Source organism: Anaerolineae bacterium (assembly GCA_013178165.1).
In the GTDB taxonomy this organism is placed as follows: Bacteria; Chloroflexota; Anaerolineae; order Aggregatilineales; family Ch27; genus Ch27.
In genome coordinates, this window is record JABLXG010000025.1 from 32,978 (window position 1) to 46,311 (window position 13,334).

The following is a 13,334-nucleotide window of genomic DNA, read 5'->3' on the forward strand; positions in this document are numbered from 1 at the left end:
GCCCCCCATATTCCTGCGAATGCGCCCGATCATAGCACGCCAGCGCCCAGTTTGCCTACCTGCCGATGCCTGCGGTCTCCCGCCAGCAGGCCATCCACTCCTCAAATAACCGCGTTGAATCAAACCGCGCCAGCACCAGGGCACGCCCGCGCTCACCCATCGCCCGGGCTTGTTCCGGGGCGCGCAGCAGCGCCAGCACGCGCCGGGCAAAGGTTTCCACGTCGCCCTGGGGGATGAGGTAGCCGTTCTCGCCATCGACCACGACCGCCCGCGCGCCCGCCGACTCCATAGCCACAAGCGGCAGACCTGCTGCCCCGGCCTCCTGCAGCACGCGAGGTACTCCTTCGTAGACGCTGGTGAGCGCGTAAACGTCTGCCGCCCGATAGACAGCCGGGAGCCGGTCAAAGGGAATCCGGCCCGTCAGGATAACGCGATCTCCCAGGTTTCGCCGTGCGATCTCTGCCGGGATGTCCTCCTCAGCGGCGGCAGTATCACCGACCAGCACCAGGCGCGCCTTCGGTTCGGCGTCGGCCACCAGGCGCATGGCATCCAGCAACACCGGCAGGCGCTTAAGGCGCACCATCCGCCCCACCCACAGGACAACACGATGATCGGCGGTCAGCCCCCAGGTCGCGCGTTGCGCCGCGATCTGCTCCGCCGGGACAGGCGCAGCAAACGGGGCCGGATCCGCCAGCGGGATGACACGCACACGCTCCGGGGGAATGCCCAGCGCCAGGTATTTATCGCGTTCGGCCTCGTTGACCACGCGGTTCATCGCTGCCCGGCGGATCACCCATTTGCCCAGCCGGTTGAAGATCGCGTGGCGACGCGGGCGCTCGGCGATCCAGTAAGGGTTATCGAAGAAGGCGCTGTGATTCTGGACAAGCAGCGGAGCCTTCAGCAGCCAGCTCAGGATCACCCCGGTCAGACCGGTGCCGAAAGGGTCCTGGGCGGTGATCAGATCAACCGGGCGGCGGGCGCGCCGCAGCCCTGTCCAGACGGCGCGGACCACGAACAGCGCGCGGCTGCCGCCGACCGGGTGCACAGACAGCTGAGGGGAGAAGATCGGGCTGACCACTGGACGACGGGTAGTATAGACAATCATCGTCAGGTGGCCAGCGACCTCCCCGTAACGCTCATGACGCCGGTAGACTTCGCTCTGCAGCCCGTCCAGCACATCATCGCTCAGGCTGATCATGAGCACGTTCAAGTTTGTTCATCTCCTGATCGGCGGATGCCCGCCGCATGGGCCAACGCAGCCAGCTCACCGCTGACGGATGGGCTGCCAACGACAGTGATGACATCCCCCGCCCGCAATTCCGTGTTGCCGTGGGGGACGACCAGGCGGCCTTCCCGTCGAATAGCGGCCACGATACTCTCCGGCGGCCAGATCACCTCACAGATGCGCCGACCGGCAATCGGCGCCCCCGGTTCCAGGTAAAGCTCAAAGACATGCGCACCGGTCAGGGTATTGAGGCGGATGCGCTCCGCCAGATGCTGATCTTCCAGCTTGCGGGCGATGGCGATGTTATAGGCCCGCATGATATCACTCCGGGCGATCAACCCGACGACCTCACGTGTGCCAGGCCGGACAACCGGCACGCTTCCGACGCCGCGCGTGCCCATCATCCGCACTGCCGTCCACAACGGGGCATCCGGGCTGACTGTTGCCACCTCGCGGGTACAAATATCTCCGACCGTCAGCACCTGATCTCTAGCCTGGCTGTAGGCTCGCTGCAAATCCGACAGGGTGACAATGCCGCACAGCAAACCATCGCCATCCACCACACATAGAGCATGCCCCCCATGCTGACGCAGCGCATCCCGCAACGCCAGCAGGCTGGCCTCTTCGGTGATTGTCGGGGCGGGCGTGCGCATCACTTCCCCGATAGTCATCCCCTGCATCAAATCGATATCACGACCCTGTGGCAGGCGCACCCCTTTGCGCAGCAATGCCCGCGTGTAGATGCCAAACGGCTCAAAACGCTCCGTCAGAAAGACACAGGACACGGTGACGAGCATGATCGGCAGGATTAACCGGTAGTCATTTGTCAACTCAAAAACGAGCATGATGGCCGTAATCGGCGCACGCACCACCCCTCCCATCGCCGCCGCCATACCGGCGATGGCGTAGGCTTGCGGATCGCCAATGGTGGTGACAGGTAACAGGGTGTTGACCAACTGCCCGTACAGGCTGCCCAGTACCGTCCCGACGAATAGCGACGGCGCGAAGATGCCACCGACGAAGCCGCCGCCCAGGCTAACCGCCGTCAGCAGAACCTTGAAACCAGCCATTGCCACCAGGGTCGCCAGCGGGAAGCTGCCTGTCCCACTGAGAATGGCCCGCATCGTCTCGCGCCCGGTCCCCATGATCTCCGGTAAGAAAATGCCGACCAGCCCGACCAGCGCCCCGGCCAGCGCGGTCCTGGCCGGGCGGGGCAGGTGGACGCGCCCCCACAGTTGATGCTGCCAGTCGACAACACGCATAAACAGCACAGAAACCAGCGCCAGTGCTGCGCCCAGGGGGATGACCAGCGGGATTTCCAGCGGCCCGCCCAGCGTATAGTTGAAGCGACCAAGTTCCGGGGCCGGTTCGATCGCCCCGGTGAGAGCAGACGAGACCACAGCCGCCAGCACCACCACGCCGAAAGCGCGCGTCTCGAACGCGCCATTGAGGATCACTTCCAGGGCGAAGAACACCCCGGCGATCGGCGCCTTGAATGCGGCGGCAATAGCGCTGGCCGCCCCCGCCGCGACCAGCAGCCGCATCTGCTCCTCCCGCAGGTGCAGCAGGCTCCCAAACCACGAACCGAGATTCGCCCCGATCTGCACGCTGGGGTCTTCCGGGCCGACTGACGCGCCTGCGCCGAGCGACAACGCCGAAGCCAGCGCCTTAGCCGGCATCCGCCGGTAAGGCAGATGTCCACCGGCCAGCGTGACCGCCTCCAGCACCCCGGCCACACCGTGATGGCGCTCTTCCCCGACCAGGCGATCCACAATCAGGCCGACGATCGCCCCGGCCAGCGCCAGAGCGATGACGATCGCCGCCGGGCCAACGATCGCAGCCAGTGCCGTCTCCGCCAGGGAGAGGACGAACAACTCATGAAAGACCTGTATCCCCTCCCGGAACAACCAGATGGCCAAACCCACAGCCAGCCCCAGGGCAGCGGCCAGGGCCAGAATCGCGCCATGTTCAGAGGTGCGCAGCCGTCTGGCCAGCCTAGCCAGACCAGCATCCTGAAATAGGGTATACCAGCGCAGCATGGTTCTTCCTGCTATTCACCAGGCCTTTTGAAATCGCGCCTATCATAACACTTTTGCTACAGTGGAGCAGTTGACATGGGTCGACAGTTTCAGAACGGTTATAATCCCCGGTGTTTGATCAAGCATACCAAAGGGGGCAAGCCCCATGAACCTGATGATCACCGGCGGGGCTGGCTTCATCGGTAGCCATATGGCCCGCCGGATGGCGCCGCAGGCCGAACGTATTGTCCTGCTGGATAACTTCAACAACGCTTATGACCCGGCCATCAAGTGGGCCAACGTGCGCGCGTTGACGACCACCCGCAATGTTGTGGTGGTAGAGGCCGACGTGCGCGATGCCGCCCGCGTTGAGCGGTTGATCGTCGATCATCGCATCACGCATATCCTGCACCTGGCGGCGATGGCTAACGTGCGGGCCAGCATTGAGCAGGCTCCGCTGTATACGGAAGTCAACGTGCTGGGGACGGTCAACGTCCTGGAGGCGGCGCGCAAGCACAGTGTCAAGCAGGTGGTATGCGCCTCAACCTCCTCGGTTTATGGGGCGGATTCACCCGTTCCCTTCACCGAGGACATGCCCGCCCTGCACCCGCTGGCCGCCTACCCCGCCAGCAAGCGGGCAGCGGAGATCATCGGCCACACCTTCTTTCACCTGTTCGGTCTGAACGTGACGTTCCTGCGCCTGTTCAACGTCTACGGGCCGAATGGCCGCCCGGACATGATGCCGCTGCGCGTACTGGAAGCAATCGTCCACGGGCGGGAGATCACACTCTACAACGGCGGGCAGATGCGCCGCGATTGGACCTACATTGACGATATCGTCGATGGTCTGAGCGCTGCACTGGAACAACCACTGGGTTACCAGATCATCAACCTGGGCTGCGGGGAACCGGAGACCATGCTGGCTTTTGTGGCCCTGCTGGAGGAACTGACCGGCCGCCGGGCACTGACCAGGGACGCCCCCGCGCCGCCCAGCGAGCCGCCGATCACCTACTGCGACAACACCCGCGCCCGCGAGTTGTTGAACTTCGCGCCCCGGGTCCCGTTGCGCGAGGGGTTGGGGCGTACCTGGGAATGGTACCGGCGGGTGCGCGGCGTCCGCTGAGGGACGGGCTTGCCCTCTCAGGGTGCGGCGACCTCCAGGAACTGGGCCGGATCAACCCATTCGCCGTTGACGGCAATCTCCCAGTGGATGTGCGGCCCGCTGCTGCGCCCGGTGCTGCCACTGATGCCGATTACCTGCCCCTGGCGGACGTATTGCCCGCGGGTGACATAGATCTCGGAAAGGTGAGCCAGGCCAGAATAGACGCCCAGGCCGTGATCGATCAGCACATAGTTGCCGCGCACATCCAGCCGTTCCGCCAGGGCAATACGCCCGGCTGCCGGGGCCAGCAGCGGCGTTCCCGCCGGACCGCGCAGGTCAGCGCCGGTATGGCGCCCCCACAGCGACTCGTTGTATAGCCGCCATGCGCCGAACGGTGAGGTGAACTCCGCTTCCAGCGGTTTGGCGAACGGCCCGCGCCAGTAGTGCACCGGCGTCACCCGGCTGAAGATCGCGCTCAGGCGGGCGCGCTCGGCGCGGTCCACTTCCGGCTCCAGTAAGTAACCCAGGTCGTTGGTGATTGTCACATCCTGGCGCATGAACTCGGTGGCGATCACGGTCACCTGACCCGTCCACGTCTCGCGGGTGCCATCGTCAAACCAGCCGTAGACTTCCAGCGGGTAGGGGTTGGGCTGCTGCTCCATGTTGACCGCCAGCAGGCAATACCAGGCTTCATCGCGCTCGTAACAATCGATCAGGCGGTTGAGGAAGCGCGCCCGCACCCCGGCCAGGCCCACGCCCTGCACCGTTAGCAGGCCGACCTTCCCCTGCGCCAGCGTGGAAAAGCCGGGCGTGACCGTCAGGCGCGGCTCATCAGCGGCGGCCGGGATTGCCCCGGCCAGCATGATCAGAATCAGCAATCCCCTAAGCCAGATGCGCACCGGCACTACTCCTCATCCCAGACTACGCCTGCTCCTCAGCCGGTTCGTGGGGCGCAGGCTCTTCAGGATGCGTCACAGGCGCTTCCGGCGGGGCGGCCCGGCAGGCGCGGTAAACCAGCGTCCACAGGGCGGACATGAACACATTTGCCACCGCCAGCAGCAACACCAGGATGACCGTCAGGAACATGGCCACGGCTAGCAACAACAGACCCGGCATCGCCAGCCCCCCGCCAGCAACCATCGAGAATAGCGCCGGCAGCATCAGGCCGGTAGTTGGCAACGTCAGCAGCAGACGCACCAGCATGGTCAAAGCGACCCACCCGGCAATCGTCCCCCGCAACTGACGGGCATGGGTGATCAGTTCACTCCATCCGACCCGGATCGCAGCCAGCGGACCCAGGTCCTCCAGCACGGCAGCGCGATCGGCAAAGTGCTGAACGAGTGTCAGCCCCAGACTCATGATCACCAGCAGCCCGCAGACGGGCAGCAATACGGTCAGCACCAGTTCCGAGGTCGTCCCCGCCGGGCCGGAGAGGCTGGCCAGTGCGCCGGTATAGGCCACAAACGTCAGCAGCAGGGCCGGGATGGCGACCGGCAGGCCGATCAGGAACAGGCGACCAAAATGAGCCACGCCCGCGTCCAGCGCCGTGACCAGATCGATCGGCTGGTCATCAGCCAGGCGGTCGACGGCCACAATCAGCGCGCCGCGCGCCACCGCGCCCGCCACCCACAGGGCTACGCCGCCTACCGCCAGCACCCCGCTGAGAAAGACGATCCCCATCACATCCGGGACGGAATAGACCAGCGTCCTGTCGCCGACGGTGTTCAGCGTGCCGGGCAGGGTCAGGTCGACATTACCGCTGCCCAGCCCGGCCAGAAACAAACCGGGCAGCCACAGCCAGGAGTGTTGACGCGCCAGACGCCAAGCCTGGCTCCAGATCGCGCCGGGATTCATTGGGGCCTGTGTCCTCCTCTGGCGGCTCCTGCCGCGCCTGGCGCAGAGTATAGCGCACAATCCGCGCCGGGCCACCCGCCGGGCGGGGCGTCAGATCTGGTTGCAGGAACCTCAGGAGGCTCAGTTTCTGGCGGCGCATCGATGCGCTGCCAGGAACGGTCGCCCTGCCCCGGCATCGCTGTGCTTCTCAAACCGGGTGGGGTGGCGGCAGCGTCTCCGGCGGGAAGGGGTCTTCCGCACGGATTTTATGCAGCAGGTAGTCAACGATCACGCGGATGGTGCTCATAAAGGGAGCCACCAGAAACGCACCCAGCACCCCACCAACCGCCGCGCCGATCAGCACGCCAATGATGATCACCGGCAGGGGTAAATCCAGGGCGTCCCCCAGGATCAACGGCGCGGCCACATTCCAGATGACCTGGGTCAGCACCATATTCACCCCGATCACCAGCAGCGCCACCAGCCCATAGGGCATATCGACAAAAACGGTTGAGCCACGCAACAGCGGGACCAGCGACAGCGGCACCAGGCTGATGAAGCCGCCCAGCGTCGGGATCAGGGAGATCAGAGCGGTGAAGAGCGCCAGAATCTCGGCCCCTTCGATGCCCATCAGCATCAGCTGCAGCCACGTTACCAGGCCGATGATCGCGCCGATGGTCACCTGGCCACGGAAGAAGCCGTTCCAGACCCGGGCGATTTCACGGGCCAGCAGCCGGAATTCGCGCCGGTAGCCGGGTGCGACCCAGTTGATGGCCGCTTCCCGCGTGCGCGGCCAGTCCAGCAGGATCAGGAACGAGACGAACAGCGCCAGCAGCAACGCGCCGAAAAAGCCAGTGACGGTGGTGATGGCCGAAGTCACCGTGCCGGTGACCTGCCCGGCCACGCTGGAAATGCCATCCAGCAACTGGTCGAAGCTGATCGGTTCCAGCAACGTTTCTCCGGTAACGGCATCGACGGTCTCCGCGTCCGCCGGGGCAGTTTCCTCCGCCGGGCCGGCGGCCAGCTCGCTACCCAGGATGAACTGGCGCAGTGGCACAGCGATCGAATTAATGTCCACGCGGAAACCCAGGATATCGATCACGCCCATCTCCGGCGTGTAGTTGCGCAGCGTGTCCTTGAGATTCTCGTAGGCATCCACGCCTTCCAGAACCAGGGTGTTGACGCCGCTGACCACCGGCGGGATGACGACCAGCAGGCTGCCCAGGATCGCCAGGATGAGCAGGATGTACAGCAGCACAATGGCCAGCGGCCAGGAGATCGGCAACCGGCGGGTCAGGGCGCGGGCCGGGCCGTGAATCAGGAAGGCGATCAACAGGGAGAAGATCACCAGCTGCATCACCGGCGCGATCAGCGTCAGAGCATAGACGGCAGCGATGATCAGGAAGATGACGACCACCAGCCGCGTGGTGCGGTCCCACTGGGGCACAACGTAACCGGCAGCTGGCGGATCAGGGTTTGCTGCTGGCGGGGTTGAGGATTCAGGGGTTGTCACAGTCTGCGTTCCTCCGGGCGGCAGGGATTGGCGGTGGGCTGCTCCGCCCGCTGGCCCTCGATTCTACCCCGGATCGCCAGCCTCACAACTGTCGCCGCGCGTACTTCCGCATGAACACCTATAATGAAGCCTGCGCAATCCCGGCCCCCCAGTGGGCTGGTAAACACCGGATTCTCTTGTGGCAGGCTGCCACGCATTATCGGGTCAGTGCTACAGGCGGTGCTGTGTTTTATGGAGAAAGGGTCTATGGGAATTCAGCGGAGGCGGCAAAACGAATCGCAGCGAACTGCCTGTATCTGGCTGGCGGTCGCCCTGGCGCTGGCATTCCTGCTGATGCGCCTGCCGCTGCTAACGCGCCTGCCGGTATTTGTGGACGAGGGCGCACATATCTTCTGGGCACAGGAGAATCTGGCTGGTGGCTGGGTTGACGGCAAATGGCTCTCGATTGTGATCATGGCTGGCTTTGTGGGCGGCCTGCCGCTGCCGCCGTTGCTGGCGGCGAGGCTGTGCGCCGTGATTCTGAGCCTGGGGTCGCTGTTGCTGATCATCAGTATCGGGGCGCGGCTGGGCACCCGCCGCGACGGTCTGCTGGCCGGGCTGATCTACGTCTTGCTGCCCTACACCTTTTTCTACGACCGGCTGGCACTGACCGACCATAGCATGATCCTGTTCGGGCTGCTCGGGGTGTTGTTGACGCTGGACATCCTGCATGCATACCGTTCCGGCGGTGCCATCCTGCTGACCCTCGCCCTGATCGCGGCGATGCTGGCCAAGCTCACCGGTGCGTTGTATGTCGCCGTACCGATCCTCGGTGTGGGGATTCTCATCCCCGTGCGGCGGTGGCGGGCGGTCATCCCCCGCATCCTCCCGGCTCTGATCAGCGCGGCAGTGGTTTACCTGGCTCTGCGGGCACGGGAATTCGCCGCGACGCAGTTCGCCGAAAAGCTGGCCGAACCCGCGCCGCTGGCCAACCTGGAGCAGATGGCAGAATGGGCCTGGATGCTGCTCACGCCACCGTTTGCCATAGTCGCCGTGCTGGCGGCGGGCCGGGCGGCGCTGAGCCGCCAGCGAGCGGATATCTTCTTGCTGGCGCTGCTGGCGCTATTCATCCTGCCCTACGTAGTTGGGGCTGGCGTGCTGTATCCGCGTTATCTGCTCCCGGCCCTGGGACCGCTGATCGTGCTGTGCGGACGTTTCCTCAACGCGACTGGAGAGCGGATCACCCACACTTTGACCTCCCGCCCGGTGCGGACGGCCGTCCTGGCCGGCGGGCTGGCGTTACTGGCCGCCTGGCCGCTAACGCTCAACGCTTTGATCGCCGTTGATCCAGCCAGCGCTCCCCTGCCGGAGCGTGTCCGCTGGCAATATATCACCGGCTGGCCCTCCGGCACCGGCCTGGACGAAGCTGCCCGCTTCATTCAGGAGCAGGCCGCCAGCGAGCCAGGGGGTGTTACCGTACTGCATATCTCCTCGCTAAGCTCTTCGTTCCTGGGTCTTCGGCTGGTTCTGCCGCCATCCGGCAATGTACGCCTGGAGGCGCTTGATCCCAGCTGGCCGGAACTGGCGGCCATTGTGCAGGAGCGTGCGGCTCAGGGGCGTACCTTTCTTGTCCTTTCGCCGGTGGCGGAAGGCGCCTATACCATCTGGCCAGGCCGAAGCCTTGTCGATCTGCTGGCGCAGGGAACGCTGATCTGGGAATACCCCAAGGACCATGGCAGCAGCCTGCAGATCTGGGAATTCCGCCCCGGCTCGTAGAGCGCCGCGTAACACCGGTAAGCCAGCGAGCAATCAGAAACCAAAGAGGGCAAGCGGGGACAGCAACGGGGTTCTTCCGGGGACCAAATTGTCTGAAGATGGCGTACAGTAGCGCCGCGCGTACTTCCGCATGAACACTTATAATGAAGCCTGCGCAGTCCCGGCCCCGCCAGTGGGCCGGTAAACATCGGATAGTATTGTTGTGAGGGGAAACGCATATGAACATCGGACTCGCGCTCTCCGGCGGCGGTGTGCGCGCCCTGGTCTTTCACCTGGGGGTGCTGGCCCGCCTGGCGGATGAATCTTTGCTGGAACAGGTTGTAGCGCTCTCAACTGTCTCAGGCGGTAGCCTGGGAATCGGGCTGGTCTACGCTGCCAACAGCTATCGCTGGCCGACCAGCGCCGAATACCGGGCGACCGTTGTGCCCCGCGCCCGGCACATCCTGACCACGCAGGACCTCCAGGGTACCTACCTCGGTCGCTTGCTGCGTGCGCCGCTGAGCCTGCTGCGGCCCAGGGCGGGTGACATTGCCCGGCTGATCGAGGAACTGTGGGGTGTCAGAACGTCGCTGCGCGAACTCCCCCGCGCCCCTTACTGGCTGATCAACGCCACCTGTTATGAGACCGGCGTCAACTGGCGCTTCGCCCCGGATCGGATGGGCGACTACCTCTTCGGCTACAGCCGCGACCCGGATTTTCCGCTGGCTGCAGCCATGGCCGCTTCCGGCGCGTTCCCCGGCTTCATCGGCCCGCTAACCCTGGACACGCGACGCTATGTCTGGACTTCCGGCAGCGAGACGGCGCCCCGCCCGCCGCTGCACACCCGTGTTCACCTGTGGGACGGCGGCGTGTACGAGAACCTGGGTGTTGAAGCGCTGTTCAAGCCCGGCCAGGGCTACCGCTACAACGTGCAATTCCTGCTCACCAGCGACGCGGGGGCCGTGCCCGGCGGCGAACGTTACCGTTTCTTCAAGTCCGCCTACCGCCTGATCAGCCTGGCGACCAACCAGGTACGCGCCCTGCGGGCACGGATGGTGGTGGCCCATCTGCAGGCCGGTAACCCCGGCAGCTTCTTCCAGATCGATAACTCCGCCGCCTACCTGCTGGAAAAAGCAGGCCGGGCAGCGGAGATACCGGCCATCGCACCGCGCTACCTGCCGGAGGGCGAGGTCCGCCTGGCGGCGACGATGGAATCGACCCTGCGCCGGATCACGCCTGAGGAATTCGAGCGGCTGTTCCGGCACGGCTTTGAAGTAGCTGATATCACCATGCACGCCTTCGCTTCCGGCGGGCAGCGGCCATTACGTGGCTACGATGCGGCGGCCTGGGGTAATACATCGGCGTAAACCACCTCAGAAACGGCAATCCATACTGGAAGCAATAGGAAAAAGCGGCCCGGCGAGTCTATAATCAGGGGCAAGGCAGCCGGCCTGTCAGGGAGAGAGGGATGAGCCAAGCGGCCCCCGTTTATTGCCCCAATTGCGGTACCACGCTGGTGGTGCGGGAGATGGCCGGACGACAGCGCCCCGTCTGCCCGGAGTGCGGTTTTGTCCACTACCAGAACCCCATTCCGGCGGTGGGCCTGTTGATTGAGAAGGATGGCGGGCTGGTCATGGTCAAGCGCGGCCAGCCGCCCAAGGCCGGTCACTGGGCGCTGCCCAGCGGTTTTGTAGAAGCCGACGAAAGCGTAGAGGAGGCGGCCATCCGCGAGGCGCGGGAAGAAACCGGCCTGGAGGTCACCCTGCGCGATATGGTGGGGGTCTTCTCCTTCCCCGATGGGCCGCCTACCAGCGGGATCATCGTCTTCTACCGCGCCCGGCCCGTCGGCGGGCGGCTGGGCGCCGGCGACGACGCGGCGGAGGTGCGCGTCTTCCTGCCGGATTCCTTCCCGGACCTGCCCTTCCGCACCCATCGCCAGGCGCTGGCCCGCTGGCAGGCCCGCCAGAGCGTCCACTGGCAGACCTACCACACCGTCGAACGGGACGGCTTCTACATCCGCGCCGCACTGCCGGATGACGTCGACCGCATGCTGGCGCTGGCCGCGCAGATTCCAGGCCGGATCACACCGGAGCCAGACCTGGCCCGCGCCGTCACCCAGCGTGTCCGCGAAGACCCTTCTCTGCTCCTGTTTGTCGCGGAAACTTATGGCCCTGACCGGCAGGTGATCGGCTTTGTGGCCCTGTCCCGCGTCCCAACCCTGACCAGCCCGATCGGCTGGATCGATGCCATGGTTGTCGACCAGGCTTACCGGCGGCAGGGCGTGGGCGCGGCATTGCTGGAAGCCACCCTGCGCCAGGCTGACCTGCTGAATATGAGCCAGATTTACGTCAATACGGAGCAGGCCAGCGCCGTCGCCCGTGCCTTCTACCACGCCAGCGGCTTCCAGGATGCGCGGATCACCCGCCTGCGCCTGCGCGGGTAGGGGCGGCTAGAAGCGGCTGTCCAGCCAGGCCAGGAAGTTCTCATTGAGGTCAGCAAAGCGCATGCCCAGCGCGGATGGCGTCGCTTCCTCCGGTGACGTGCCAGCCAGGGTGCGCAACCAGGCATTGCATGCCGCCTGTCCGTAGGTTTCGCTGACGTAAGCCAGCAGCGCGTATCCCTGCAACCGGGCGAGATCGCTCAGGTCCGCCGCCAGCGGGCCGGGGGCGGCCAGGCTATCCCAGGCCGCCAGGCCTCCGGCCCGGCGACGCTCCTGTAACTGGAGAAGGCGAGCGTTGCGGTCAGCCTGCGTCCGGTAACGGGCCGCGACAGCTTCAGCCGCTCCCTCCAGCGCCCAGACCGGGAGAGTGCCGGAAGCCCCCGCGGCCAGGTCAAGCAGGGTGTAGCGAGCCAGGAGATAGGCGAGCGTCGCCTCATCAGCGCCCGCTGTTCCGCCAGCGCCCGCTGTTCCGCCAGCGCCCGCTGCTTCGTCAGAGTCCGCAACCACGATCTTGATCGCCTCACCCGGCATGCTCCAGCCGTCAGTCGCCGCCGTGAGACTCAACCGGGTGGTGGCGATCAGCGCCCAGGGATGGTCATAGAGCTTGACTTCCAGCGGCCCGGCGGGTACATGATCCAGTGTCTGCGTCACCTGCGCGTAAATGTCCGGCAGGAAGGCCGCGACCGCTGCGGCGGGTGCTTCCAGGCCGGGCAAGGCCCGCACCAGCAATGGCCCGGCTTCAAGCGCCGCCGCCCAGCCCTCCCCGGCGTAGCGCCACTGGCCATCCGCCCCCCGCGTGAAACGAGCCGGGAAATCCGCGCCCCGGCTGGTCTGGAGGTCGGCCAGGGTGCTCCAGGTCATGGAGAAGCTGGCGCTGGCCGTCTGACCATCGGCGGCCAGTGTCAGGTTGCGGATCGCCAGGGTGAAGCGCAGGACCACGCCTGGCGCAGCCCAGTCATCAACCCAGCGGCGCTGTTCCAGAGCAAAGATCGGGTCGGAAAGATCGACCAGGGCCAGGTAGGCGGCGCGGTCGCGCCGCAGCACGGCGCTCTGCAGGGCATCCACCAGCCGGGCGATCGCCGCGGCGGAATCTGCAACAGCCAGCGGCGTGAGCGTAGGCGCGGCGGTAGGAATCGGGGATGGGAAGAGCGCCGCAGCGGTGGCCGGTAGCGCCGGATCGGGGGTCAGCGTTGGGGCGGAATCGGGGTCCACGCCACAGGCGGCCAGGAATACCAGCAGTGCCAGGGGTGCGGCCCGGCGGGCGATAGCGTGCAGCACGCGCATAAAGCAATCCTTGCCGGTCGGGAAGATGATCGACGGGCGTCAATCATACCACGCCGGGTAGGGCAATCGCATGTGAAACTCTAATGTAGGACAATGGCAGCCAAACGACAAGGAGGCTGCCATGCTACCCGAAACGAGCTTGCTCGCATACTTTGCAGACCTGGAAGACCCGCGCAATGACCATC

General features: G+C 65.4%; 10 protein-coding genes. 4 read left to right on the top strand and 6 right to left on the bottom strand.

Features of this window, described 5'->3' with window-relative positions; translation table 11 throughout:
- Positions 1 to 55: 55 nt before the first annotated feature.
- On the bottom strand, positions 56 to 1,210 hold the full coding sequence (locus HPY64_13955; GenBank protein ID NPV68240.1) for a glycosyltransferase family 4 protein: 1,155 nt from the start codon (positions 1,208 to 1,210) through the stop codon (positions 56 to 58).
- The gene (locus HPY64_13960) at positions 1,207 to 3,264 is read right to left on the bottom strand and encodes a CBS domain-containing protein (GenBank protein NPV68241.1); all 2,058 of its coding nucleotides are present in this window, start codon (positions 3,262 to 3,264) and stop codon (positions 1,207 to 1,209) included. The genes HPY64_13955 and HPY64_13960 overlap by 4 nt, the downstream gene beginning before the upstream one ends.
- Positions 3,265 to 3,409: 145 nt before the next feature.
- Here HPY64_13960 and HPY64_13965 point away from each other — a divergent pair, with 145 nt between their 5' ends.
- Positions 3,410 to 4,366: an NAD-dependent epimerase/dehydratase family protein gene (locus HPY64_13965; GenBank protein NPV68242.1), complete on the top strand. Its 957-nt coding sequence runs from the start codon at positions 3,410 to 3,412 to the stop codon at positions 4,364 to 4,366.
- Positions 4,367 to 4,383: 17 nt separating this feature from the next.
- Here the strand turns inward: HPY64_13965 and HPY64_13970 are convergent, their stop codons facing one another.
- From HPY64_13970 to HPY64_13980, 3 genes are all read right to left on the bottom strand, one after another.
- Positions 4,384 to 5,244 carry a M23 family metallopeptidase gene (locus HPY64_13970; protein ID NPV68243.1) on the bottom strand — a complete coding sequence of 287 codons (861 nt, stop codon included), beginning with the start codon at positions 5,242 to 5,244 and terminating at the stop codon, positions 4,384 to 4,386.
- 22 nt (positions 5,245 to 5,266) lie between these two features.
- The gene (locus HPY64_13975; GenBank protein NPV68244.1) at positions 5,267 to 6,199 is read right to left on the bottom strand and encodes a hypothetical protein; all 933 of its coding nucleotides are present in this window, start codon (positions 6,197 to 6,199) and stop codon (positions 5,267 to 5,269) included.
- A gap of 187 nt (positions 6,200 to 6,386) precedes the next feature.
- Positions 6,387 to 7,691 carry an AI-2E family transporter gene (locus tag HPY64_13980; protein ID NPV68245.1) on the bottom strand — a complete coding sequence of 435 codons (1,305 nt, stop codon included), beginning with the start codon at positions 7,689 to 7,691 and terminating at the stop codon, positions 6,387 to 6,389.
- Positions 7,692 to 7,937: 246 nt separating this feature from the next.
- Here HPY64_13980 and HPY64_13985 point away from each other — a divergent pair, with 246 nt between their 5' ends.
- The 3 genes from HPY64_13985 (at position 7,938) to HPY64_13995 (ending at position 11,868) form a co-directional block, all read left to right on the top strand.
- Positions 7,938 to 9,446, top strand: a complete 1,509-nt coding sequence (locus tag HPY64_13985) for a hypothetical protein (GenBank protein NPV68246.1) — start codon at positions 7,938 to 7,940, stop codon at positions 9,444 to 9,446.
- A 218-nt stretch (positions 9,447 to 9,664) separates the two neighbouring features.
- Positions 9,665 to 10,792, top strand: a complete 1,128-nt coding sequence (locus HPY64_13990) for a patatin-like phospholipase family protein (GenBank protein ID NPV68247.1) — start codon at positions 9,665 to 9,667, stop codon at positions 10,790 to 10,792.
- Between the two features lie 101 nt (positions 10,793 to 10,893).
- Positions 10,894 to 11,868 (top strand): GNAT family N-acetyltransferase, encoded by a 975-nt coding sequence (locus HPY64_13995; protein NPV68248.1) that lies wholly within the window; start codon positions 10,894 to 10,896, stop codon positions 11,866 to 11,868.
- A gap of 6 nt (positions 11,869 to 11,874) precedes the next feature.
- On the opposite strand, the gene HPY64_14000 is transcribed toward HPY64_13995, so the two are convergent.
- Positions 11,875 to 13,149 (bottom strand): hypothetical protein, encoded by a 1,275-nt coding sequence (locus tag HPY64_14000; protein ID NPV68249.1) that lies wholly within the window; start codon positions 13,147 to 13,149, stop codon positions 11,875 to 11,877.
- Between the last annotated feature and the right edge of the window lie 185 nt (positions 13,150 to 13,334).

Bases quoted from the DNA above. Each gene is read 5' to 3' on its own strand.
- HPY64_13985 (NPV68246.1), top strand. From the start codon at position 7,938: ATGGGAATTCAGCGGAGGCGGCAAAACGAATCGCAGCGAACTGCCTGT.
- HPY64_13965 (NPV68242.1), top strand. From the start codon at position 3,410: ATGAACCTGATGATCACCGGCGGGGCTGGCTTCATCGGTAGCCATATG.
- HPY64_13995 (NPV68248.1), top strand. From the start codon at position 10,894: ATGAGCCAAGCGGCCCCCGTTTATTGCCCCAATTGCGGTACCACGCTG.
- HPY64_13975 (NPV68244.1), bottom strand. From the start codon at position 6,199: ATGAATCCCGGCGCGATCTGGAGCCAGGCTTGGCGTCTGGCGCGTCAA.
- HPY64_14000 (NPV68249.1), bottom strand. From the start codon at position 13,149: ATGCGCGTGCTGCACGCTATCGCCCGCCGGGCCGCACCCCTGGCACTG.
- HPY64_13960 (NPV68241.1), bottom strand. From the start codon at position 3,264: ATGCTGCGCTGGTATACCCTATTTCAGGATGCTGGTCTGGCTAGGCTG.
- HPY64_13990 (NPV68247.1), top strand. From the start codon at position 9,665: ATGAACATCGGACTCGCGCTCTCCGGCGGCGGTGTGCGCGCCCTGGTC.